Below are 24,135 nucleotides of genomic sequence, written 5' to 3'. Positions count from 1 at the left end.
CCTCTTAATTGATATTAACCACACAAGCACCGCTTAAATAAACCTCCGGTACAGAAAAATTGATTTGCCCGTTGGTTATGATTGCTGTAGTTTGATAGGTAGCCTTCGGGGCGTCCATTACATCTTCCCCGGTATTGGGGATAGATAGCACAGAGATATTTACGCTGCTTTTCCCGGCAAACGAAGCCAGGGAGTTGATGCTGTTTAAGCTTAAATTAACATTTGTTACTGATACATTTTTCCTCTTATCACCATAATAGCCCAGTAAAACCTGGATCTTATCTGTTTGATAATTTGCAAAGCATACCACATGGCTGTTATTCGAGCGGTACTTCAACCGGTTAGTTAAACTTAAATTATAATATTTATACGCCCACCAGGCTGCCCGGGGCTGCATCGTTTCCGCATCTATAAGCCCATCTAACGAATTGTTAAAACAGTTGCTTTTGCCGTTAGATTCGGTCCAGCAGGCCTTACAGGCACCATCAGCACCACCTTTTTCTAAATAAACAAAGTATGCGAGTATGCTGCCGGGCGAAAACTGGTCGCTCTGCGGGATTATCTCATTTATCTGCACCGATTTAATATGCAGCGCCGCATACTTAGGGTTATTTACAAACATCGATTTTGCGAGCAAAATATCGTCTGCTACTTTTGGTATATCATCTTCGCTTTTAAATTCGTGCCAGCTAAGTACATCCAGCGTCATTTTATTTGCGAGGCAATAATCTAAAAACTTTCCTAAGAAGGCTACATCAAATTTAGAGATCGACGGGCCGGATACCATAGCCGTGCTACCACCGGCCATGCTCCTTATCTGGTCGTAACCATTTTTGTAAGTACTAAAAAACTCTTCGTCACTCCCGCTCCAAAATTGCTTGCCGTTGGGCTCGTTCCATATATCATATATCGGTTTAATCCTCTCTGCTTTATACTGAAACATAACACTGCGTACGGTATCTTTCCATTGGCGCATCAAAAGTACCGGCGTTTTCTTAAAATCATTATCGGGGCCTGCATACTTAAAAACATCGCTCACCAAAAAAATAGGCTTTGCACCAAAAGCTTTCATCCGCGCCATCATCTTTTTGTTTCTCGAACTTATCCTCCAGTATTTTGGCTGCAGCGGCTGTATAAGGTCTGATGTGGGTTTCTGCGCATTTACCGAAAGCAGGAAGCCAATCATCGATTTTTGGGGCGATATGCGTGGTTTACTACAGTCTACAGAAATTGTGATGTTTTGTGGCTGAGCCGCTTTGGGGTAAATACAATAAAACAGGTTGCTAAAAAGTATTAACGGTAAACCAAGGCTAATAATGACAAATCTCTTCCGCGCTTTCATACAATGCTTTGTTAGTACTTGGGCTTAAACGCCTTATAAACTATTTTCAGTATAAAATTGCTCTAATATTTTAATGTTGGTTTTAATATCAAATAAATCGCTAACTCTCTCTCTGCCCTTTTTTACCATATCTGCAGTTTTTACGCTGTCATCAATAACAGCTAATATCTTGTCGGCCATTGATTGGTCGTCGTCAACCTCAATCAGGTATCCGGTAACGCCATCCTGTATAATTTCATTTAGCCCGTCAACATTGGTGGCTACAACCGGCACCTGCAGCATTTGGGCTTCGGCTACAACATAGCCAAACGACTCGAACATAGATGTCATTACAAAAACATCCGTTTCGCGGATAGTTTGGAGCAATTCCTCCCGGGATTTCCATGATAATATGTTAATCTTCTCCTCAAGATGATTCTCTGCTATATACTGTTCAAGGGCATCTTTCCACTTATCATCAAACCCTGCCCCTACGATCTGAAAGCGGATATCGTTACGCAGATCGGTAACCAGTTTGCAAACACGCAGAAACATCATAGGATTCTTCTGGTCAACCAACCGCCCTACCATGGTTATCATTTTAAAGTTTTTAGGAGCAACTACAGGTTCGTCGCGCTGAGGCAGTATTTCAATACTGTTTGGGTATACTACAACTTTACGATCAGGAAACCCCACATCCACTTTAGACCTGCGCGCCTCCGATTGCGATGCGGCGAGCAAAAAATCGGTAAAAGGTATTGCTAATTTTTCTATCCATAATAACACTTTCCGTTTTAAACCTTTTTGCCCTAAGTATGCATAGGCATTTGGCGTATAAAAAACCTTTGGTTTAAAAAATATACTGGCCAGCCTGGTTGTCATACCTGCCTTAGAACTATGCGCATGTATAATATCAGGTTTAAGCCTGCGCACTAATTTTATCGTTTCAATAATACTTTTCAAATCGCTTAAAGGCGCAATTTCTATAGTTATCTCGAGGTTAATGTAGGGTACGTTGTACTTATTAACCATTTTAATTATCGATTCTCTTTGTGCCGGGCATGCAAGCATCACTTCAAAACGGTTCCGATCTATGTTAGTTATGATTTGTTCTATATAAGTTTCTATTCCTCCCTGTACCTGGGAAATGTGTAACACTTTAATTTTGTCCGGGTTCGTCATGCTGTAATAATCGTTTTACCCTGTAATTTTAAAAAAAATAATCAATATCATTCCTATTTTTGTTTAATTAGCAACGCGAAAACCACCTTATTATAAATTATTAAAAATGAACGCCAGTTTACTCTTAAATTTTAACGCCGTTTTAGGTGAGGGAGCCATCTGGGACTATGATAATCAAAAGCTTTATTGGGTAGATATTAAGGGTAGATTGTTTAACGTGTACGACCCGCTAACGCAAAAAAACTCGGTTTACAATGTCCATAAAAGAATTGGAACGGTAGTACCCTGTGCTAATAACAAAGTTTTGGTGGCATTGCAGGATGGGATAGCCACTCTTGATTTACTTACCGGCGAAATTGAGTATAAGTTAAAAACCCAGATCCACCAGGAACATAAACGATTTAACGATGGCAAGTGCGACCCGCAGGGAAGGTTTTGGGTAGGTACGTTAACAGTTGGAAATGCCACCAGTGATAACAAACTGTACAGCCTAACCAGCGATTTTACACTTGCTGAACACTTAGACGGCTTAACTATATCCAATGGGATGGCCTGGTCTGCCGATAGTAGTTTAATGTATCACATAGATACGCCAACCGGCGAGGTGTCACAGTACGATTTTGATAAGAACACCGGGAGTATTGCCAATAAGCGGGTCATCATTAAAATACCGTCAACCGAAGGGTATCCCGACGGAATGACGATTGATAGTGAAGGTATGCTTTGGATAGCCCTTTGGGATGGTTTTGGTGTGGGCAGGTACGATCCGCAAACTGGTAAGCAATTACAAAAGGTTAACGTACCGGCACCTAAGGTAACCTCTTGCGCATTTGGCGGTAAAAACCTAAATCAGCTTTATATTACTACCGCGAGTTGTGAAATGAGCGAAGATGAACTAAACGAGTATCCGTTGAGCGGATCGCTATTTGTTGCGGAAACCACAGTTGCTGGTTGCCGAAGCCACAGATTTAATTTTTAGCCCCCCAGCAAGAATTATAGATATAAATTTAAGCCAGCGGTAACGCGATAAATGGCCAATATTGAAGGTGAATTATTACATTCTTGTAATAAAGTGATGTTCTTTTTAACCTGTTAAATATTTATTATGTTAATATTTAATAATTAAAATTTCGAATTTCACTACCAACAGGCTTAAATTTTAGTATATTTGAATTATTTGATTAATTACACTACCAAAATTTATATGAATAAAAAAATTGCTTTAGTAACTGGTATCACTGGACAGGATGGAGCTTATTTAGCCGACTTGTTATTATCTAAAGGCTATGAAGTTCACGGCATAAAACGTCGTAGCTCACTATTTAATACCGATCGTATCGATCATATATACCATGATCCACATGATGAAGATCAACGCTTTGTACTTCACTACGGTGATTTGTCCGACTCAACCAACCTGATACGTATTATACAGCAGGTACAACCAGACGAAATTTATAATCTTGGGGCAATGTCTCACGTTAAGGTAAGTTTTGATACGCCAGAATATACTGCTAACGCAGATGGTATAGGTACACTCAGGATACTTGAGGCAGTTAGGTTACTAAATCTTACTAAAAAAACTAAAATATACCAGGCATCTACATCTGAATTATATGGTTTGGTGCAAGCCGTTCCACAATCAGAAACTACGCCGTTTTATCCACGGTCGCCGTATGCGGTGGCAAAGCTTTACGCTTATTGGATAACCGTAAATTACCGCGAGGCATACAATATGTTTGCCTGCAACGGAATATTATTTAACCACGAAAGCCCTTTAAGGGGCGAAACCTTTGTTACCCGTAAAATTACCAGGGCAGTAGCTAAAATTGCTATGAAATTGCAAGGGAAATTATTTTTAGGAAACTTAGATGCCCAACGCGATTGGGGCCACGCTAAGGACTATGTGGAAGCAATGTACCTTATTTTACAGCAGGAAGTTGCAGAAGACTTTGTTATAGCAACTGGTGTAACTACAACGGTACGCGAATTTGTTCGCCTGGCGTTTGCTGAAGTTGGCATCGAAGTTGAATTTAAGGGTACTGGCGAAAATGAAAAAGGATTTGTTGTGAAGTGCAACAACCCGGATTTCCAGTTAGAAGCCGGAACCGAAGTTGTATCTGTTGATTCTAAATACTTCAGGCCAACAGAAGTTGAATTACTAATTGGCGACCCTACCAAATCCAACGAAAAATTAGGCTGGAAACCAAAATATGATCTACAAGCTTTGGTTAAGGAAATGGTTGCTGCTGATCTTGAATTATTCCAGCGTGAGAAATTACTGAAAGACTCTGGCTACAAGATCAAAAATCAATTCGAATAATAGCACGAATGGAAAAAACCGATAAAGTTTATGTTGCCGGCCATCGTGGCATGGTTGGATCTGCAATTGTAGCCTTTCTTAAAAAACAAGGATTTAATAATATTGTAACGCGCGTTTCGACAGATCTGGATCTACGTAACCAACAACAAGTATCCGGTTTTTTTGAATTAGAAAAACCCGACTATGTGTTTTTGGCAGCGGCCAAGGTGGGTGGCATCATGGCAAATAACATTTATCGCGCCGATTTTTTGTATGATAATTTACAAATACAAAATAATGTTATTCATTCGTCTTTTGTAAATAAGGTTAAAAAGTTGATGTTTTTGGGGTCGAGTTGTATTTATCCCAAACTTGCACCGCAGCCATTAAAAGAAGAATATTTGTTAACCGGCCTGCTGGAACCAACAAACGAACCTTACGCCATCGCCAAGATAGCAGGCATAAAAATGTGTGACGCTTACGTTGCGCAGTACGGATGCAATTTTGTATCTGTTATGCCTACTAACTTATATGGATATAACGATAATTATCATCCGGAAAACTCTCATGTACTGCCGGCCTTAATAAGGCGGTTTCACGAAGCCAAGCAACAACAGGCGGGTTCTGTAACCATCTGGGGTACGGGCACACCAAAGCGCGAGTTTTTGTTTGCCGAAGATTTGGCAGAGGCCTGTTTTTATTTAATGCAAACGCACAATCAAAACGGTTTAATTAACATTGGTACCGGCGAAGATATATCAATAAAAGATCTGGCGGTGCTCATTAAAAAAATTGTTGGTTACGAGGGCGAGATCTTATTTGATCATACTAAGCCAGATGGTACACCCCGAAAACTAATGGACGTAAGCAAGTTACGCGATCTGGGATGGCAATATAAAACAGATTTAGAAAAAGGTATAACTTTAGCTTATGCCGACTTTTTAAAAATTGCAGTTTAAACGCACACTATAGGTTACGCACATACAATATTGCTAACGGGTAATAATCAGATAACTATTTGATTATTATTCCTTATTATCAAAAATTAGCAAAAAGTATTCCTAATATGATTAACTTTAGTCTGCCCTATTAACATTAGTATAATTTATTTTCTTAACAATAGAATAGGCTATTTGCACGGTATATGGAATTAAGATATAAATATCGGTTCAATTTCTTTCGTTTTGTTAACGAGGTGCTGCTTCTAACCGTTTGCTTTATTCTGGCGTTTTATATCCTCACCAGGGTATATCACCGCAACTTTATCCTTCTTAACGTTTGGATGCTTCCTTTGCTTGTAATAGGATGGTATTTTTCTTCGCGCTCTACAAAAACGTCAGACGATCTTAACTCAAAATCGTTAACTGCCAACCTGTATAAAACCGCGAACAGCATCTTTATACAAGCTTGTTTGGTTATACTTTTCTTTTTCACCTCCCACCAAACCTATAACAGTAAGAGCTTTTTATTTTTTTACGTATTGTTCCTTAGCATACTCATCCCATTAGAAAAGCTTTTTTATAAGCGCCTGATGGTTTTCCTGCAAAAAAAGGGGATGAACAAAAAACGCATATTGGTTATAGGCGGCGGTAAAACAGGCATGGAGTTTTCTAACATCATTGATGGCAACATGCACCTGGGGTATGAAATTATTGGCTTTTTGGATGACGAGCAAAAGCCTTACCTTAATGGTAAGTACTTAGGCACCGTTGATAAAATTGACGAAATGATGGAAAGCCACTCGGTAGAATTTGACGAGGTGGTAGTAGCATTGCCCAACAGGGCTCACAATAAAATTAAGCATATTGCCAGCGTAGTTGGCCGCAACACGGTAAAGTTGCGTATTATACCGGCCTATCATGAACTGATAAACTCGCAGTACAACGTAAGCATCTTTAATGGCTTCCCGATGATAACCCTGAGGCACGAGCCCTTGGATGAGATCCACCTGCGGTCGATAAAGCGGGTTTTCGATATCGTGTTCAGCTCCCTTGTATTGGTTTTGGTATGTTCGTGGCTCTTCCCGCTTATCGCATTAGCTATTAAACTAAGTTCACCGGGCCCTGTATTCTTTATTCAGGAACGCTGGGGCAAAAAGAACGAAAAAATAAAATGCTTTAAATTCCGCTCGATGAAGATGATGTCTAAAGACGTTGACGAAAATAGCGGTAAATACCAGCAAGCGAAAAAGAACGACCCGAGGATAACCAGGGTTGGTGCTTTCTTAAGAAAATCAAATCTTGATGAGTTCCCCCAATTCGTCAACGTGCTGATAGGCAATATGTCGGTAGTGGGCCCCCGCCCTCACCCTACGCCGTTAAATCTCGAATCGAAAGAGGTTATAGATAATTACCTGGTAAGGCACCTGGTTAAACCGGGTATAACCGGCTGGGCACAGGTAAATGGTTTCAGAGGCGAAACCAGCGACCCGTCTCTGATGATGGCCCGTGTTAACTATGACATCTGGTATATCGAAAACTGGAGCCTGCTGCTCGACGTTAAGATCATTTTCCTTACTTTTTGGAAAACCCTGGTTGGCGATAAGCATGCTTTTTAAAAGCATGTTTAATGATGCCCGCAAATAATTACCTGCCACTCCCCCTGTATATAAAGGCGTTAAAGCGTAATAATTTGTATTAGCCTGTGCTTAAGCATCGGGCATTTTATAGTAATAATTAAGCTGCGTATAACATTAAAATTAACGCAGAACTTATAAAGTATAGTTTCTTAAAAATGTATAATTTAGGGCTCAAAATAATAAGCAAATGAGCAGCTGCTTATGCATAAGTTAAACTACAACGAGAACGAATAAAGTAATGAGGGCATTATACCTATTAAAATGGGATATTGCCGTCAAATTAAATTCCCTCTTGTATTAAACGCATACAAGCTTCAGCAAATTTGCTTGCCCATGCAGGGCATAAACGTTTGATGAAGGGTTGTTAATTTAAATTACCTGTTATCAGTTAAATATTGTAATAAATGGTTCATCGTTACGCTACATTCTTTAAAACTATCAATCTGGTTACCGATTACATAGTTTTAAACATGGGTATGGTGATAGCATATTATATTGTAGCCACCGAAAAAGATATCTTATGGCCGCCCAGCCAGCATTATCTTCCCATTGTATTGGTTTTTAACCTTACCTGGCTGTTATCGGCAAATTTAACACGCCTGTATGATGAGGTTTTAAATAAAGACTCGGTAAACACCTTCAGAAACGTTATAAAAACCTATCTTATTTTTGTAACCCTTATTGCTATCATAGTAGCTGTTGTAGGTATAAAAGCTTATTACATAACGCACACTTACCTCATTTACGCATCCGCGTTAATTGGCCTGTTATTATGGCTATGGAAGATCATATTTTTAGCTATCCGCAAAAGCGACAGGGCATCTTTGTTCGACTCGCGAAAGGTGATCATAGTTGGAAGCGGCCGCATCAGCAACGATTTGCAGCGTTTTTTTGCCGGAAACCCCGATAGGGGCTATAAGCTTATTGGCTTTTTTGATGATAACCCGGTACAAACCGGGCAAACAGGTAAGTACCTCGGCTCTACCGATGAATGCATTAGTTATGTGCTCAACAACAAGATAGATGAAATATTTTGTACCCTCCCGGTTGCAGAAACCCAAAAAATAGAAAAACTATTATCGGGCGCCGAAAAGAACCTGATCCGTTTTAAAATAATACCCGAATATTACGATTACGGTATTAAACCCGTTTTAATACAAAGTTTTGGGCATATCCCGGTAATATCGGTACGGGCAGAACCTTTAGAGAACATGCTGAACCGATCTTTAAAGCGCTTGTTCGATATCTGCTTTTCGTTGGTCGTTATCATCTTCTTCTTCAGCTGGCTGTTCCCCATACTGGCCATCTTGATAAAGTTAGAATCTAAAGGCCCTGTATTATTTAAGCAGCTGCGTTCTGGCCGCGATAATAACCCCTTTTGGTGTTATAAATTCAGGAGCATGCGCATCAATAATCATAGCGATAGCAAACAAGCGGTAAGGAACGATTCGCGCATAACCCGCTTGGGTGCTATTTTGCGCCGTACCAGTATAGACGAGTTACCGCAGTTTTTTAACGTATTGATAGGCAACATGTCTACCGTTGGCCCTCGCCCGCACATGCTGAGCCATACCATACAGTATTCGCAATTGATAGACAGGTTTATGGTTAGGCATTTCTTAAAGCCCGGCATCACAGGCTGGGCACAGGTAAAAGGCTTACGTGGCGAAACCGTAACTACCGAAGCGATGCTTAAAAGAGTTGAGGCTGATGTATGGTACCTGGAGAACTGGTCGTTCCTGTTTGATATGAAGATCATCTTCCTCACCGTCTGGAACAGCCTGAAAGGTGACGAGAACGCGTTTTAACTCCGTCCCCTCGTTTATAACTTATCCCAACCGGAGGTATTGTACCGGCCGTGCCATTTATTAATTATGGCGGCGGCAATCAGTCCCGGGCTTTTATAGGGCTTAGCACTGATAATAGCTAATGCCGCTGTTAACTGTTCCGCCATTTTACCGTAGCTCATACACTCTATAATAGCCAGCGAGCTTACGCTCATCCTCGTCTTGGCCCCATCATCTAATTGAATGTATTTTAATATGGCTTCTGCAATATTGCTGGTATCAAATGCATCAAAGCCAAAACCGTTTTCGCCATCCTTTAACAGGTCGGCAGCGGCATTTACAGTGCGGCTAAGCAACACGGGTAAACCAGCGGCCATCGCTTCGTTAACCACCAGCCCCCAGGTTTCAGAAAAACTGGGCAAAATAAAGGCCTCTGCCTGCGCAAAATACGCGGGCAGGCTATTATTATCCACCGCGTCTGCAAAGTCCACAGCGCCTAATTTAAGCGCCTCCTTTTGATGCTTTAGTTTTGCAACCTCGGGTCCGTCACCTACAATCAGCAGGCGGTAACCGGTATCCTGCCGTTCTACAATTTGCCAGGCGGCCAATAAGCCGTCAATATTTTTTATGGGGACCAGCCGGGCTACACAAATAATAGTTTTACCAGCCGGCGGCAGGCTTTGGCCACGCTTAAACAATTCGTTATTTATACACGCGAACCCGTAAAAATAATGGAGGCCCTGCCGTTTAAAATTAGCATAAGCGCTATCGTAACTTTTTGTAGGGAACCAAAAAGCATCGGCCTGGCTGGTGATGAGGTTTTTAACCCACTGCACTACAAAATTGCGTTTAACCTGCGCTGGGCGGGCATCATCAAACATTACAAATTTGCGCCCGTGCTTTTTTGCCCAGGCAATACCCAACGCCCCGGCGTAAAACACAATAGAAGGGCCTATAATAACATCAGCGTCTATTTTATCGAGCGCAAAAAAAATACTTTTTTTGATCTCTTCCTGAGGCAGTTCATCCGCGCTTTTATCGGGGAACAAACAGCTCCACCAATCGTTGCCGGCATTTACGGTATCAAATGTATATGGCGATCCTTTGCCAAACAGCTCCACCGCAAAAAGGCTCACACCCTGTGTTGCCATACTTGTATGTAGGTACAAAAGCCTGCCTTTCCAGTATGCCCTAAAGTCGTTATTTAATATTACTACTTTCAATCGGCTGTTTTTTTAAACTTATCCCAAATAATAGGGAACAGGGTTTTCATCCACAATTTAACAAAAGCGCCAAAATAATCGGCCGGGAAGTGTTTTTTAATATAAAACAGGTATTCTTTATAAGCCAACCCCTTTACGCTGTAGAGATAGTTTATACGTTTTTTAAGCGGTTGTTTGCCCGAGAGCCAGTTGTCGCCATGGTCGTGCTCGCAGTAGCCATAAAATCCCGGTGCAAGCAATACCTGCATGCCGGCCTTAAAGGCGGTTAGCGTGTAATCGTAATCGGCCAGGTAGTGGGTGTATGCATCACAAAATACCCCTATCTTATCTACAACCGCTGCATCAACCAAAAAAACATTGGCATTACCCAGGTGGCATGGAACAGGTGTTGCCTCTGGCGGATCGAGAGGGTAATAGGCGGCATGTTTTAAGTTATACAAGGCTCGCCCCCCGTAAGACATTTTATTGCTTAGCAGGCTCAAAGTGGAGCCTACCAGCACCACGCCACTCGCAGCTAATTGGGTATAAGTGCCAATAAATCGCTTAAGCGATCCATCCATCAATACCACGTCATCATTATAAAGCAAAAAAAAATTATAGTGCTTTTGTGCCATTGCGTAGTGCCAAACCGCACGCATACCGCCGGCCCAAAATAAGTTACCGCTTCCCTTAACAATCTTCACCGCCGGGAAAGCGGCCGCTACAGCTTCGGCAGTACCATCAGTAGAGCCATCGTCCAGCAGATATATATCCGGGTTAAGGCTTGCAAAACCATCCTGCCTGGATAAGCTATCCAGAAAGTTCACGGTTTTTTCCCTGCGGTTATAACAGGCAATAAGTACCGCGCAGTTGCCGTTGCTAAGCACTTTTTGCATACGCATGGGGGTCTTCTTCCTCCTCCTCGTCTTCTTCGTTGTTTTTATACCTGCTAAAGCCCTTCTGCTTAAACCTTATAAATAAAAACATCATAATGATAGGCAAAAACAATATAGGCTCGCCAAAGCTTAGCACCAGCAAAATAGCAACGCAATAAACTATGTTTTCCCAGTTGCGCAGGTATGGCTTGCAAAACCTGATGTATTTAAACAGCAGGTATACCAAACCAACCACGCCGAATTTTGCAATAAAATCAAACACGCCGTTAGATATATTCACCGTGTACGTTTTATTAAGCACCTCGTTGTACTTATTGCTAACGCCTAAAATAAGTTTATTGCCAAACGTATCAAGTATATGCCACATGCTGGAGAAACGGTTTAATGGAATCTCCATGCGGTTGTGATGATAATACTTCTCCAGCACCTTTAAATGCTTAAGATCGCGCATATCTTCCTGGTAGGTATCAACTATCTTGTCTGCCAAAAAGGGGATAAAAATGAACGCTAAAATAATTGATGGCACCAGTATCAATACGTATATATTGATTTTTGGCACCCTAAACCTGTACGATAAAAATATGAGTACCAATAAGCCCAGGTAGTTGGTTGTAGAAAATGTGGTGATATTGGCAATGATGAGTAATATGGTTATTTTATCGTATTTAAAGCTGTTTAAAAAGAAGTGGAACATTAACGTTAACACCAGGAAGCAGCCGAATGCACCGGGTTCCCACACAAAGCCCGAGTTACTAAAATCGTGAAAGCCTTGCGTATAGGTAAACACCAACGCGTTTGTATACCCCGGGATGGTATTGCCCGTTGGGAAGTTTAGGGTGGTGAAAAACTTAAACATGGTAGCCGGCGAAAGCAATTGCAGCGCAAAAAACACCAGCGATACAATGGTTAGGTGTACCATTACCTTTACAAAATAAGCCAACAGCTTATCGCGCAGTATGGTGCATACTATAAAGGTTAACAAGATATATTTAAACAGGAACATGTAATCGCTGTATAAATAATCCACCTCCAGATCGTTAACCAACAAGAAGCGTAAGCTTACAAACAGCAGGTATACGCCCGAAAATATGGCGATGATGTTTACATCCCTGCGGGTAATTAGCTTTTTGGTAATAGCGTACCCCAGCAATGATACGATAGCTGCACCCCAGGCCACCATGGTAGACGAAAGTATATTAGCGTTTGCCGATAACAGCAAAAACACCAGCATTATAATATAGTTTACATCTATTTTTCTTTTGCGCTTCATTCAGTTAAGGTATTTGTTGTTTGATATAAAAAGGCTTGCAGCAATTGGGGGAGGGACCTGTTGATCAGCCCTGCTGATCTGCCGATGCTATAAATTGAGTTATATTTTTAAAAAAGTGGCTGTTAGCCCTTATTTTTTCGGGGGTCCAGTCCCACCATTTAATGCGTAACAGCCCGGCAATTTCGTCGGTGCCGAACCTGTATCTTATAAATTTTGCCGGTATGCCGGCAACAATTGCGTAGGGTTGTACATCTTTGGTAACAATTGCGCCTGCGGCAACAATTGCGCCATCGCCAATTTTAATGCCATCCATAATAATAACGTTGTTACCTATCCACACATCGTTGCCTATAGTTACAATGCGTTTGTGTTCCTCATCAGCGTATAAAAATTCGTTAAATATAGTTTCGCTTACGTAGGTAAACCCGGCCTGCTCTTGTGTTGAAAAAAAAGCGGGATGCGTTGATACAAAATCTTTTGAAGGATGGCGGCCCAACCCGGTTTGTACATTACTGCCAATAGAGCAAAACCGGCCTATGCTGGTGTTTTTTATTACAGATGCGCTTGATATGTAAGTGCCATAGCCTATGTGTGTAGAGCCAATGATGGCATCGGACCCTACAACGTTATGCCCTTCAAAAAAATTGTGGATGTTAAATTCTACGCCGCCGCCAATTTTAACACTGTTGTTGTAGTTGATCAACCGGTAGTAATTACGCTTAAGCCACTTCCTCATTTTATAAGGGTAAACATAAATAAAAAAGATTTTGTCGCCAATAGTGGTGATAAATATAAATAACAAACACAAAATTTGTAACTTTTTTAATAATAGGCGACTTTCTTTATTGTTTTTAATGCATTTGTTTATTACACCGCTTCTTTTAAATACCGAGAAACAGTATTTTTAGGAAATTTTATAACTTACCCTTTCCGATGAAACCTTCGAAAAACAACAAAAGATTTACCCTTTTTGATAAGATTGTTTTAGGCCTGAATATTTTTGTAGTAGTAGCGCTTTTATTGTCCTATTTGTCACCGGTAACCGATCCACGCGATTACGATTTCATAGCACTATTAGGTTTTGGGTATTTATACTTAGCGTTTGGCAGCCTGCTATTTATATTTTATTGGGCTTTCAGAAAACCTATCTTCATTCTAATCTCCTTACTGTCATTTTTATTAGGGTATAGTAGCATGATGCATTATTTCGGCTTCCGCAGTAACACTGTACAGCCGCAGACTGCGGCACCAGGCACTTTAAGGGTGATGCAATATAATGTACACAAATTTGAAGGCTTAGAAAGATACCTGGACATGCCGATCCAGAATGAAGTTGGTGATATTATAACGAATCACGAACCGGACATTATAACCATGGTAGAATTCGCCAAAGTCCGCAAAAATACCGACACGCTTTTAACCCTTTTAAAAACCAAGTATAACATGAATTACTACTTTCATTCTTTTTTGGGAGGGAAGCTGGATTCGATGGGAAACGCCATTTTTTCTAAATATCCTATCGTAAAAAGCGGTGTGGTAGATACCACCGCATTCCAAAATACAAAAGTAATTTTTGCCGATGTGCTTTATAACAAAAAAACCATCAGAATATACAGCCTGCATTTGGCGGCTGTGACCATGAATGACAAACAAAAGAAAAGATTTCTAAAGGGGAGTTTAAGCTTCGAAAAACTGTTTTTTATAAAAGACAGGGTTTCTTCTGCAAACGTGTTCAGAAGCTTCCAGGTAGACAAGCTAAAGCGCCATATGCATGACTGCCCCTACCCGTATATCGTCACTGGCGATTTTAACGACACACCTAATTCATTTTCGGTAAATGAGCTGGGCGATGGACTAAAAAATGCCTTCTTAGAAAAAGCGAGCGGCTTTCAAACCACATATTACAGCCTCTTCCCGTTGCAAATTGACTATATAATGGTAAGCCCGCAATTCGATGTTCTTAATTACAAAACCATTGATAAAAAGATGTCGGATCATAAGCCTCTTATATGTGATCTAAAACTCAACTAACAAGAGAGAGATAACGATACGCTAAAGAAGTACCAGGGGGGAGATTGGATCAATCTAAGAAATCTTCTACAAACTTATTCATTACCTTATCTACATTGAGGTATTGTACCGCGTATTTGCGGGCATTGTCCCTTTTGTGTTTCAGTTCCTCGTCAAGTTTTATCTGTAGTATTTGGTTGGTCAGTAAGTCCTGGTTGTCTTTATCCTGCGGCTCTACAACATAACCAAAATCATAATCCTGCACCATATCGTGCAAAGATGTACCCTTTGATGCGGTGATAATACTGGCACCGCCTACGGCCAGTATAGTGGTAAGTTTCGATGGCATCACCAAGTCGCCGGCATCGGCTATCTGCAATACAAGGTGTATATCGGCCATGTTTAAAAACTCGTTAAACACTTCTTTTTCCTGCACCTGCAAAAACGAAATATTATTGAGGCCCTTGCGCTTGGCCTGCTCGTGCAGTTGATCTTTATAAGGGCCTGATGAGCAAATGATGAATTTGATATGCTGATGATTGAGCAGTTGTTCTGCCGTAACCAGTATCCGTTCTAAACGTTGCTTTACACCAACCGCGCCGGAGTATAGGTAAACAATATCATCGGGTTTGTAGCCCCATTTTGTTTTTAGCTTTTCGCGGTTAGGCAGCGGGAAGTAGTAATCGGTATCCACCCAGTTAGGGAAAAACGAGATCTCCCTATCAACCTTGGCCTTAATTTTTTTGATCATGCCGTTGGATATGCTGCTTACAAAGTCTGCGTCTTTTAGAATTTTATGTTCTACCTTAAACAGACCGGCTAATACTGTTTTCTTTGAGAAAAGTTTAAGGTCGCGAGCGGCCTCTATCTGCATATCCTGTATATGGTACAGCAACTTGCCCCCGTTAAATTTTTTCAGCATCAAGCCCAAATAGGCTAAATGGAATGGCGGTGCAATAGTTATAATAAGATCGAACTTCTGTTTAAAAAAGATGAGCTTAAAAACCATAAAGAACTTGGTAACCCAATACGAAAAATCCTGCAGGGCGCGCTGCTTGCCGGTAGGGTCGCTCGGGATGTAAGATGGGCAACGGTATATGGTTAAAGTAGCATCGCTTTTGGCGTTATAAACTACTTCCTTTTTATACCAGCGATTAGTGTAGGGCTCCTGCACTTTCCAAAACGGGTAATACGGAAACGTTGTAATTACGGTGCAATCGTACCCACGGTTAACCAGCCAGCCAAGCATTTCGCCGTTATATTTTCCAATACCAATTGGTTCAGGAGAGAAATTATGACTTATTAACAGTATTTTTTTCTTGTCCATTTATAAACTGAGCCTAAGGCCTGTAACACATTCTTTGGTAAAAAATCACCGAATAGATGCTTTAAAGATAAAAGAATTTATGAAGCAAAATTGTTAAACATTTATAAACGCCGGCACTTATTAAACACAAAAGTTTTAACACCTTATAATTACACACTTACGCCAACAGATTGGTATAAATATATTATTTTTTTGCCACCTGCATTTTAGGCAGTATCTCTTTTGTTTTAATCACTATAAAATATTCGTATATCGATTGCATTGTAGCATAAGTAATACCCGCCGAGCCATCTAAAAACGCCCGCCGCACAACTACCATATACAGCCATTTTATAAGTGGCCTGCCGGGCAATTTGTAAAAGAGCCCTTTTTGGTGGTATCTGCGCTGCGTAAAATCGGCGCTAAACAACGCCTTTTTTACGGAAAATTTTTCGCCCGCGTTCATTTGCTGCAGGCGCATTGCCGCTTCCATATCCGCGTAGCCTAAATGCCTGGCAAACCAAAACTTTATCCCCTTGCTAAAAGGGTAATGGTCCAGGTAGCCTTCCAGCCTTGCTACGGTACCATCAGGTATCGATAGCGGGTTAACCAACCGTTCGTACCGCATTTTTTCGGGCCGAAACAACCGCAGGTAAAACGGCGAAACCTGCGCGTGTTTTAACCAGGTCCCGTTCCAGGCAAAATCGCGTCTGCGTATCTCATAAGCTGCGTTTGCATTATTTACATCAAACAGTTGCAGGGATTGATGCAAGTTCTCTGATACGCGTTCATCTGCATCTATATACAATACCCAGGGGTATTTAAAAGCTATATTTTTAAGGCCCCAGTTCTGGTGGGAGGCCCAGTTATCAAACTTACGTTGCGTAATTGTGGCCCCGGCAACTTTAGCTATCTCAACCGTTCTATCATCACTATACGAATCGTAAACATGGATATCATCACACCAGGCTACCGATGCAAGGCAGGCGGGCAGGTCTTGTTCTTCGTTTTTAGTGAGTATTAGTACCGATACCATCAATTAAACCCCTATTTCTGCTAATCAACTATTACCCTTGCCTTAAGCGGCTTACAGGGATGCCCGGAACAAACCATCCACTCGGGCATATCATTTACAACTACCGCGCGGGCCCCAATTACACAGCCATCTGCAATGGTTACACCGGGGTGTACAAATGCTTCGGCTGCTATCCAAACGTTATCGCCCACGTAAATTGGGCGTGCCACTAATGGTGACCCGGCCCTGGTATAATCGTGCGTACCGGTACAAAGGTTTACTCCCTGCGAAATTACCGCTCTGCGGCCTATGGTAATTTTCGCCTGCGAGTACAAGGTGGCACCGCTGGCTATTCCACATTCATCGTGCAATTCCAAATTCCAGGGGGCCCATATCTTAACGCCCGGGTAAACATGCACACCGCGGCCTACTTTTGCCCCGAAACACCGTAACACAAAGGATCGCCACCCGTGTAAGGGCTTTGGTGAGAGCCTGAAGAATATAATGGCTACAAACTGCCATAACACCCTGGCCGCACGATTGGTAACAGAAAAAGATGGCCCTGTGTGTGTGTCCTGATTAACCATGTAACTAATAAGTAAAACAACGTAGCGTTAACCCATTTTTAAGCAGCACATCCGCGATGCCTACTTTTAAAAAAACTGCCATCTACTAAATTTTACAGATACCAATAATTGTTTTCACTCTTTATTAGTATTTTAAGCAATAATACTAAACTTATACAATTTTTAACAATATTATTTATTTATAGCAACGGAAAGCTTCAATTTTTAAATTTTTAACACCAGCTATGCATTTATATAAATATTTAACACCATCACGGCAACCTCTTATCCCTGGCCTTAAAAGCCAAAAAACGGTGATAACTTAAATTATTATGAAACCCGGGCAGCATGTAAACAGACCATAAAAATATGCCTTTTTTAATTAATAAGGGCCGGTTTTATAGGCATTAATCTTCTGTAAAAATGGCTTTTATAAAATGCTTGGCAACCAACTCTATATTAAAATGATCCTTAAAAACCTGCGCGGCATTTTTACCCATAGCTTGTTTTTCTGCCTTGGATAAATTAACCCAGGTATTTAAAAGCTCCTGCGTACCATCAATTGAATCTGAAGCGATGATACCCCCGCCGCCACTTTGGATCTCCTTCCAGATGTTTACCTGGTGCGATACCAGTACCGGTTTTCCGCAGGCCAGGGCCTCTACTACCGCTATACCAAAATTCTCCTGGTGGCTTGGCAATACAAATGCATCGCAATTATACAATGCCCCCCACTTTACATCGCCGGTTAGCATCCCTGTGAAAATTATATTGTTCTTCAGATCGGGATAATGTGCTATCAGCCGTTCCAGCATTTTGCCGTAAGAACTATCTAATCCAGGCCCGGCAACAACCAATTTATAATGTTCGCCAGTTTCGGGTATGTTTTTGTTTACAATCTCCGCGTATGCTTTTATGAGCAGATCAACCCCCTTTTTTTTATGGATCCGGCTAAAAAAAAGAAGGAAGGGTTTGCCTTTCATTTCGGGGCATTTTTTATAAAACGCCTCATCCATGGCAGTTGTATGCTGCGGCGGGGCAATTATGCCGTAGCCTACATTCACCTCTTTTTTGGGGTGATATGGCGAGAACGCTTGCCGGGCCAGCTCCAGTTCCAGTTCGCAGGTAAAAAACAGGCCGTCGGCATCGTTAACCACCCGGCGTTCTACCAGTTTCCAGTAAAACCAATTGCGTATTGCCTTAAGCCGGCGGTCGCGCGCGCGTTGAAAATAAGGGTCGAGCATGCCGTGCGGCATTACGTACAGTTTAGGCACATTTGCCGGCACGTTCGTTTTTTTTGCATTGCGTTCCAATTCGCGCTTTACGCTCCAGCCCGCGTAGCTCGAGTACAGCCATAATCCATTTATCACAACAACATCAAACCGGCCCATATTGGCAAGCAGCCAGGGCCTCAGCTTATGCGAATATTGCCACTGCCCTTGCGCAGGCCCCAACGCGTGAATTGTAAAGTTATCCATACCCAAAAACGCACTGTTGGGGTCGTCGAGGCATACCACTTCCCTGCTGACGCCGTTGTGCATCAGTTCGGGGTTGGTGTTTCTAATGCCCTGGCAGGGCCCACCGCTGGCGGGGTCCATACTTGCAATAATGTGAAGCAGCTTCATTTATTGGATATTACTATTGTTTGATTTTACACGCCCCAGGATGTCCATAACCGCCGCGATAACTTCATCGGTAGTGACAGATAAGATGCATTTTTTTTGTTGAACCACACAAACATCGAGGCCGCAGCCTGCGCAATCTGTTTTGTGGTAAATTATTTTATTAAAGTTACCTCTTGGGTACCATTGCCTTGGGAAATGCCTTGCCGAAAAAATCGCCGCGCATGGTGTACCGACGGCAGCCGCCAGGTGCATTGGCCCGCTATCGTGGCCTATAAAAACTTTTGCAAGTTTTAAAACAATGCCCGATACCCGTGGAGACGTTTGTCCGCATAAATTTAGCCCTGCCCCGCCCCAGGCTTCCATACACTTTGTGCCCTCGTCAAACTCATCCGGGCCGCCTATCATTACCAGCTGCCAACCAGGCAATAACGGCGATAACTGCTTTAATAAATTCAGCCAGTTATGTTCTTCCCAATCATTCACATGGCTTTTGGTGCCGGTACTTGCAGCTATAAAAGGCAGGCCTGCAGCAAGCGGAGCAAGCTTTTCGCCGGCCGTTTTAATTTCTTCGCTACTGAACTTAAGATCCCAATAGGTATCATCATCGAGCGCTATATCGCCCAATACCCGTACACGGCGGGCAAGCCTTTTTGCCTCCCACTCCAGGTCGCCGGTGTGGTTATCTACCGATAGTTCAAAATCGGGCAGCACCGAAGGAAAGCCTATGGTGTTTTTCACACCGGCAGCCTTAAAAAACAACCAGTCCCTAAATACCGTTAGTTTTGTTTTAGCAAGCGTTTTTAATATCCGTACGCCCGCGAGGTATACAACGGTATCAATCTTTAATTCTCTTATTTGTTTTACCAGGCCAAGCAACACGGCCGGGCTCCGTGTACCAACGGGATAAGCAAGCACTCTATCGAAAAAGTACCCCTGCCCAAGTATACTTGCAAGCGGGGCGGCTTTATTTGCCACCGGGCTGTTGGTAAGCAGCGTAATATCTGCATCGGGGTAAGCCTGCCGTATTTTATGGAACGCCGGCAATGCCATAACCGTGTCTCCGAGGCTCCCGAGCCGGTATATCAATATTCTTTTAGGGGATACGGCCATGCGTAATAATTAAACCCCTGCCGTGGGTGAGGCCTGTTGTTGCTGTTCCTTCTGTTCTTGATATTGCTGTTCCTGATATTGCTGATATTGTCGTTCCTGCCCGGGCAACCTCATGGCAGCGATAGTTAAACCGCCCATAATTATCCCGAAACCTAAGGCTGTAGGCTGTGCCCATTGACCCTGTGCAACCGCCTGGAAGCTAACACTCACCATTAACCAGGGTAACATATTGTTTATTTTTAGGCGTTTATAGGACTGGACCAGCATTTTTAAACTTAGATGCACCCTTATCAAAATTGCACCGATGCCAAAAATAGCGCCCATCTCTCCAATCAATCTCCCCCACTCCCCTTCCGCTATCAAAAACACATCAGAGCGGCCAATAAGCAGCCTTGCACCTGCGTTGGTGCCCATACCAATTCCAAAGCCAAAAAAAGGCAGCTCCGAGTTTACAAAAGGCTCCAATATACTTGCGCCAATACGGTTTAAGATGGTGTCATTAATACTACCCTCGCTTTCGCTTGCCGTATCAAAACGGGAGGTAAGTACCTCAATAGCGTTCTTAAAAAACGGTAAATTACTTAGCAAGGAAACTATTATAACCAACCCTATAACTGCTCCCAGCATCCTGCCCAACAGCTTTGGCGTGCGGGAAATTGATGCAAGCGCAAAAACTCCGGTTAACACCGTCTGGATGAGCAAACCACGGCTGATGGAAATTGGGATAGCGGCAATGAGTGCGATGGTAGCGCCTATCAATAAGATGCGGTTCACCTGCTCTATATTGAGCCAAAAGTAAACTACAAACACACCTACCAGCGAAAAAAACTGGGTATTACCTGTTGTAAACGAGAAAGTACCGGGCGGCCTGAAATAGCCTAAGGCACCGCTAAATCCCCCACCCAGCGAATCGGCACCTATCCCTTTATTTACAAACGCCGATTGCGGGCTGTAAAATTGCAAGGCTATAAGCAAAAACATGGGTATGGCCATCCAAAGCACTATTATGCCGAGCCGTACAACATCATCCTTATCAAATACCTTACCTATTAAAAATATGAGCGGAAAGTGAAAAAGCAGGATCCGCGCACCATAAGCGGCCACGGGCAAACTGTGATGGCCCACCAATATAGCCGTAAACAACGCGCAACTGCCGATGAATACCATGGCAAAAAAGTGGTTATTGGAAGGCAGGTAGCCATTACGCCAAGCGGTTATCAGTAACCATATAGCTACCGGGTCGCGTACGATCAATAAGGGCGTTGCAAGCGAAGGGAAAACCCATTTACGTAGCCCACCTTCTATAATAAGTAGTATGAAGTACACCCAAATACCCTTTTTTAGCGAAGCCACCACACTCGCGTGGTTTATACGGCTTTGAACATTTAGCGCGGTATTTCTTGCTACTACAGCAGCATTCCTATCCAGAGTTGTACTCATTAATGCAGATGATAATAAACTTTAAACATAATTAATTATTATGAATTATAGCGTTCACTAATTCGCGCCCATAAACTTCCCAGGGCCGTTTTTGGGCGGTTGCCATTGCAGCACGCCCGGCAGTTTCAACCATCGCCGGCTTTACCAATATTTTTTCTATAGCCTCCTGCAACTTTTCGGTGGAGCCTGCCTGTATCAGCCAGCCATCCGCGCCATTGGTAATAATATCGGGGCCGGCGGTTCTGTCTGTAGTGATCACCGGTGTCCCCTGCGCCATAGCTTCGGTTATCACCAATCCAAACCCTTCAAACAACGAGGGGAACAGCAATACATCGTGCTGATGCATTAGTTTTAAAACCCCTTCGTGTGGCAGGCTGGGAATCCAACGATGCTTTGTTAACGCTTCGTTCAGCACCGCGCAGTTATCAACCAGTTTACTACCAACAACGGTAAGCTCTACTTTGTTCCCGAATGTTTTTACAGCTGCAAACATATCTGCAATACCTTTACGTTGCGATAAACCGCCCACAAAAAGCAATTTTAAGGGTCGTGCGCCAGTTATCTTTTCGTAATGCCTTTCCGTAACTACCGGAGGGAAAGCGTAAGGGACCACACTTACGGGCGGTAACTCCCCTTCGAAATATTGCAGCGTTTTGGCAGTAAAGCTACTCGCTACAAAAATGCTATCGGCCAGTCGTATTTCCTCGTCCTTACGGGCCAGCTTAGCTTCCGAATCGCGCAGGCCGGTTAAGGTAGGCGCCCAATCGGGCCAGCGTTCGCGCTCTGCACCAAGCATTACCCTGGCGGCCCTCCAATAGCCTATCGGCAGATCGTATATGCACTTTATCCCCTGTTGTTTTGCCTCCCTGAACGATTGCAGCGCGCCATCTTCATAAGCGTATACAGCAGCGGGTTTATTTTCTTTTGCCAGCTTTAAAATACGCTTAGCCACTTCACTATCCAAACCGCGGTATACAGCATCTACGCTGGCCCAGCCGGTTTCGTGTTTTACGGCACTTTTAAATCCCACCCGTGGCAGTATCATCCGCCCCAACTCTCTCAAAGGAAATGAATTGATCTCCTCTTGCGGAATAGGGTAGGTACGCCTTAACCACTCCTGCTTTAAACTGCCCGGTAGTAACGTTAGCCATGCCGAAGCCGGGTCTGCCGCCACCGTAGTATCAAACTCCGCCAACATGCCTTGCTTTGATAGCGCCTTAATAAGCGCCCTTACAAATTCATTCCCCGTTGGGTGCGACAGAACTATCTTCATAAATATCTAAACCAAGCGGGATAAAATTTCTTTACAAACAATCATACAAATTAACATAATTGTAAGAATATACAATTATAATCATTGAAATTGTAATTATCAGCCAAAACAAAGCTTATTATTTGTTTAACCTTACGATGCAGATACTTTAAATGTTCTCTGTGCGTTTGGAGGCCCCAAGCGCTCGTTTAAAAAACCGGGTCCACACCGGGCGCTGCATTTCCAGCAACACACCCAGTAACGATGCCACAATTAGTACTGAGATAAGCGCCTGCCACAGTTGCACCATATCATACGCTTTATAGCCAAACAAAGCACGCCATAAAACCAACAACGGAAAATGAAGCACATACAGCGGGAAGGTGAGGTCTGCCGCTTTGCGGAACACATTTGCAAATTTATGCTCGGTACTCAGGTGATCGCCGGTTGGCACTATCCACAAGGCAGCCGCAACAAACAGGCCCACTACCCAGTCGGTAACAAACTGGTTGGCATAATACAGCGGCTTGTAGCCTATACGATATGGAATGAACGGGATATAAGTTACCGCGAGCCAGGCTGCAAAAAGCCCCAGCAGCACAAATAACCAGGCTGCAGCCGCTTTTACTGTTGGCCTTGGGAGGATATAGGCCAAGTAACCTGCCAGCCAAACCGGCATCATTACCACAATTTTGGGACCCGCTATAAGCACGGCGGCAATGGGCAATAAGAACGATATCCAGCCACCCTTCCGGAAAAACCAAAGGCCAAATATGGCGTAGTACCAAAATTCAAAACTAAGCGACCACAACGAGCCATTCAAAGGCGGCGCAGCCGAAAAAAGCCAAAGCTCATTCACAAACAAGCCGGATGCGATGTAACGTACCCAATCGTGCCCCCTGGAGTGGGCTGCAAGCAGTTGCGGATCCACCTGTTTAACCACCAAGGCGATGAGAGCAGTGATGGCAAGCGCCGGTATAACAATAGAACACAGCCTGCTTAAACGTGCCTGGGCGTACAAAACAGCCCCACGGTTGCGGCTGATGGTGGTATGCGCTATTACATAACCCGATAGCACGAAGAAGATAATTACGGCCGCGTGAGATGGTTCGCCGGGCTCGTACTGCGGGTGGGCAAGCGTAGGGAACCAGCGATCGAAAGCGTGTATGTATAAAACCGTTAAGGCAGCGCCTATACGCAGGGCGTCCAAAAAAATACTCGAATTACCAATTATAACGCGTGGTTTTATATTCAACATAGTATATTGCCCGAA

At 42.9% G+C, this 24,135-nt stretch carries 19 protein-coding genes and 1 pseudogene; 6 read left to right on the top strand and 14 right to left on the bottom strand.

Features of this window, described 5'->3' with window-relative positions; genetic code table 11:
* Positions 1-4: 4 nt before the first annotated feature.
* Both EPL05_RS21230 and EPL05_RS21225 read right to left on the bottom strand, forming a co-directional pair.
* Positions 5-1,186, bottom strand: coding sequence for a GH39 family glycosyl hydrolase (locus EPL05_RS21230; protein WP_166727774.1), 1,182 nt, complete (start codon positions 1,184-1,186; stop codon positions 5-7).
* Positions 1,187-1,375: 189 nt separating this feature from the next.
* Entirely contained in the window at positions 1,376-2,503 is a 1,128-nt protein-coding gene (locus EPL05_RS21225) for a glycosyltransferase (RefSeq protein ID WP_128535997.1), read from the bottom strand.
* A gap of 106 nt (positions 2,504-2,609) precedes the next feature.
* Between EPL05_RS21225 and EPL05_RS21220 the strand changes: the two genes are divergently transcribed.
* The 5 genes from EPL05_RS21220 to EPL05_RS21200 all read left to right on the top strand — a co-directional run bounded on the left by EPL05_RS21220 (position 2,610) and on the right by EPL05_RS21200 (position 9,191).
* Positions 2,610-3,482, top strand: a complete 873-nt coding sequence (locus EPL05_RS21220; RefSeq protein WP_128535996.1) for an SMP-30/gluconolactonase/LRE family protein — start codon at positions 2,610-2,612, stop codon at positions 3,480-3,482.
* A 225-nt stretch (positions 3,483-3,707) separates the two neighbouring features.
* Entirely contained in the window at positions 3,708-4,826 is a 1,119-nt protein-coding gene (gene gmd, locus EPL05_RS21215; RefSeq protein WP_128535995.1) for a GDP-mannose 4,6-dehydratase, read from the top strand.
* Positions 4,827-4,834: 8 nt separating this feature from the next.
* Positions 4,835-5,764, top strand: a complete 930-nt coding sequence (locus tag EPL05_RS21210; protein ID WP_128535994.1) for a GDP-L-fucose synthase family protein — start codon at positions 4,835-4,837, stop codon at positions 5,762-5,764.
* 185 nt (positions 5,765-5,949) lie between these two features.
* Positions 5,950-7,362, top strand: a complete 1,413-nt coding sequence (locus EPL05_RS21205) for an undecaprenyl-phosphate glucose phosphotransferase (protein ID WP_128535993.1) — start codon at positions 5,950-5,952, stop codon at positions 7,360-7,362.
* 425 nt (positions 7,363-7,787) lie between these two features.
* A complete protein-coding gene (locus EPL05_RS21200) occupies positions 7,788-9,191 on the top strand; it encodes an undecaprenyl-phosphate glucose phosphotransferase (RefSeq protein WP_128535992.1) in 1,404 nt (467 codons plus the stop codon).
* Positions 9,192-9,205: 14 nt separating this feature from the next.
* Here EPL05_RS21200 and EPL05_RS21195 read toward each other — a convergent pair whose 3' ends face one another.
* From EPL05_RS21195 to EPL05_RS24695, 4 genes and pseudogenes are all read right to left on the bottom strand, one after another.
* A complete protein-coding gene (locus EPL05_RS21195) occupies positions 9,206-10,393 on the bottom strand; it encodes a glycosyltransferase family 4 protein (protein ID WP_128535991.1) in 1,188 nt (395 codons plus the stop codon).
* The gene (locus tag EPL05_RS21190; RefSeq protein ID WP_208394805.1) at positions 10,390-11,268 is read right to left on the bottom strand and encodes a glycosyltransferase family 2 protein; all 879 of its coding nucleotides are present in this window, start codon (positions 11,266-11,268) and stop codon (positions 10,390-10,392) included. Before EPL05_RS21190 ends, EPL05_RS21195 begins: the two co-directional genes overlap by 4 nt.
* Complete coding sequence (locus EPL05_RS21185; RefSeq protein WP_128535989.1) at positions 11,252-12,538, bottom strand: O-antigen ligase family protein; 1,287 nt, start codon at positions 12,536-12,538, stop codon at positions 11,252-11,254. The genes EPL05_RS21190 and EPL05_RS21185 overlap by 17 nt, the downstream gene beginning before the upstream one ends.
* 192 nt (positions 12,539-12,730) lie before the next feature.
* Positions 12,731-12,896: pseudogene (locus tag EPL05_RS24695) on the bottom strand (DapH/DapD/GlmU-related protein); the annotation flags it as partial.
* A 575-nt stretch (positions 12,897-13,471) separates the two neighbouring features.
* Between EPL05_RS24695 and EPL05_RS21175 the strand changes: the two are divergent.
* Entirely contained in the window at positions 13,472-14,569 is a 1,098-nt protein-coding gene (locus tag EPL05_RS21175; protein ID WP_128535987.1) for an endonuclease/exonuclease/phosphatase family protein, read from the top strand.
* Between the two features lie 49 nt (positions 14,570-14,618).
* Here the strand turns inward: EPL05_RS21175 and EPL05_RS21170 are convergent, their stop codons facing one another.
* The 8 genes from EPL05_RS21170 to EPL05_RS21135 form a co-directional block, all read right to left on the bottom strand.
* Positions 14,619-15,875: a WcaI family glycosyltransferase gene (locus EPL05_RS21170; protein WP_128535986.1), complete on the bottom strand. Its 1,257-nt coding sequence runs from the start codon at positions 15,873-15,875 to the stop codon at positions 14,619-14,621.
* Between the two features lie 184 nt (positions 15,876-16,059).
* Entirely contained in the window at positions 16,060-16,890 is an 831-nt protein-coding gene (locus tag EPL05_RS21165) for a glycosyltransferase family 2 protein (protein ID WP_128535985.1), read from the bottom strand.
* Between the two features lie 20 nt (positions 16,891-16,910).
* Entirely contained in the window at positions 16,911-17,456 is a 546-nt protein-coding gene (locus EPL05_RS24560) for an LbetaH domain-containing protein (protein WP_128535984.1), read from the bottom strand.
* Positions 17,457-17,842: 386 nt separating this feature from the next.
* Positions 17,843-19,060, bottom strand: coding sequence for a glycosyltransferase (locus EPL05_RS21155; protein ID WP_128535983.1), 1,218 nt, complete (start codon positions 19,058-19,060; stop codon positions 17,843-17,845).
* Positions 19,061-20,170 carry a glycosyltransferase family 9 protein gene (locus tag EPL05_RS21150; protein WP_128535982.1) on the bottom strand — a complete coding sequence of 370 codons (1,110 nt, stop codon included), beginning with the start codon at positions 20,168-20,170 and terminating at the stop codon, positions 19,061-19,063.
* A 9-nt stretch (positions 20,171-20,179) separates the two neighbouring features.
* Entirely contained in the window at positions 20,180-21,610 is a 1,431-nt protein-coding gene (locus EPL05_RS21145) for a hypothetical protein (RefSeq protein WP_208394804.1), read from the bottom strand.
* A gap of 31 nt (positions 21,611-21,641) precedes the next feature.
* Positions 21,642-22,883 carry a glycosyltransferase family 4 protein gene (locus EPL05_RS21140; protein WP_128535981.1) on the bottom strand — a complete coding sequence of 414 codons (1,242 nt, stop codon included), beginning with the start codon at positions 22,881-22,883 and terminating at the stop codon, positions 21,642-21,644.
* Between the two features lie 148 nt (positions 22,884-23,031).
* Positions 23,032-24,120: an acyltransferase family protein gene (locus EPL05_RS21135; protein WP_128535980.1), complete on the bottom strand. Its 1,089-nt coding sequence runs from the start codon at positions 24,118-24,120 to the stop codon at positions 23,032-23,034.
* Between the last annotated feature and the right edge of the window lie 15 nt (positions 24,121-24,135).

The organism is Mucilaginibacter gilvus (assembly GCF_004054195.1).
Taxonomy (GTDB): domain Bacteria; phylum Bacteroidota; class Bacteroidia; order Sphingobacteriales; family Sphingobacteriaceae; genus Mucilaginibacter; species Mucilaginibacter gilvus.
The sequence above is the reverse complement of the archived record's forward strand: the minus strand, read 5'-3'. Positions and strand labels throughout refer to the sequence as shown.

Bases quoted from the DNA above. Each gene is read 5' to 3' on its own strand.
- EPL05_RS21230 (WP_166727774.1), bottom strand. From the start codon at position 1,186: ATGATTGGCTTCCTGCTTTCGGTAAATGCGCAGAAACCCACATCAGAC.
- EPL05_RS21225 (WP_128535997.1), bottom strand. From the start codon at position 2,503: ATGACGAACCCGGACAAAATTAAAGTGTTACACATTTCCCAGGTACAG.
- EPL05_RS21220 (WP_128535996.1), top strand. From the start codon at position 2,610: ATGAACGCCAGTTTACTCTTAAATTTTAACGCCGTTTTAGGTGAGGGA.
- gmd (WP_128535995.1), top strand. From the start codon at position 3,708: ATGAATAAAAAAATTGCTTTAGTAACTGGTATCACTGGACAGGATGGA.
- EPL05_RS21210 (WP_128535994.1), top strand. From the start codon at position 4,835: ATGGAAAAAACCGATAAAGTTTATGTTGCCGGCCATCGTGGCATGGTT.
- EPL05_RS21205 (WP_128535993.1), top strand. From the start codon at position 5,950: ATGGAATTAAGATATAAATATCGGTTCAATTTCTTTCGTTTTGTTAAC.
- EPL05_RS21200 (WP_128535992.1), top strand. From the start codon at position 7,788: ATGGTTCATCGTTACGCTACATTCTTTAAAACTATCAATCTGGTTACC.
- EPL05_RS21190 (WP_208394805.1), bottom strand. From the start codon at position 11,268: ATGCAAAAAGTGCTTAGCAACGGCAACTGCGCGGTACTTATTGCCTGT.
- EPL05_RS21185 (WP_128535989.1), bottom strand. From the start codon at position 12,538: ATGAAGCGCAAAAGAAAAATAGATGTAAACTATATTATAATGCTGGTG.
- EPL05_RS21175 (WP_128535987.1), top strand. From the start codon at position 13,472: ATGAAACCTTCGAAAAACAACAAAAGATTTACCCTTTTTGATAAGATT.
- EPL05_RS21170 (WP_128535986.1), bottom strand. From the start codon at position 15,875: ATGGACAAGAAAAAAATACTGTTAATAAGTCATAATTTCTCTCCTGAA.
- EPL05_RS21165 (WP_128535985.1), bottom strand. From the start codon at position 16,890: ATGGTATCGGTACTAATACTCACTAAAAACGAAGAACAAGACCTGCCC.
- EPL05_RS24560 (WP_128535984.1), bottom strand. From the start codon at position 17,456: ATGGTTAATCAGGACACACACACAGGGCCATCTTTTTCTGTTACCAAT.
- EPL05_RS21155 (WP_128535983.1), bottom strand. From the start codon at position 19,060: ATGAAGCTGCTTCACATTATTGCAAGTATGGACCCCGCCAGCGGTGGG.
- EPL05_RS21150 (WP_128535982.1), bottom strand. From the start codon at position 20,170: ATGGCCGTATCCCCTAAAAGAATATTGATATACCGGCTCGGGAGCCTC.
- EPL05_RS21145 (WP_208394804.1), bottom strand. From the start codon at position 21,610: ATGAGTACAACTCTGGATAGGAATGCTGCTGTAGTAGCAAGAAATACC.
- EPL05_RS21140 (WP_128535981.1), bottom strand. From the start codon at position 22,883: ATGAAGATAGTTCTGTCGCACCCAACGGGGAATGAATTTGTAAGGGCG.
- EPL05_RS21135 (WP_128535980.1), bottom strand. From the start codon at position 24,120: ATGTTGAATATAAAACCACGCGTTATAATTGGTAATTCGAGTATTTTT.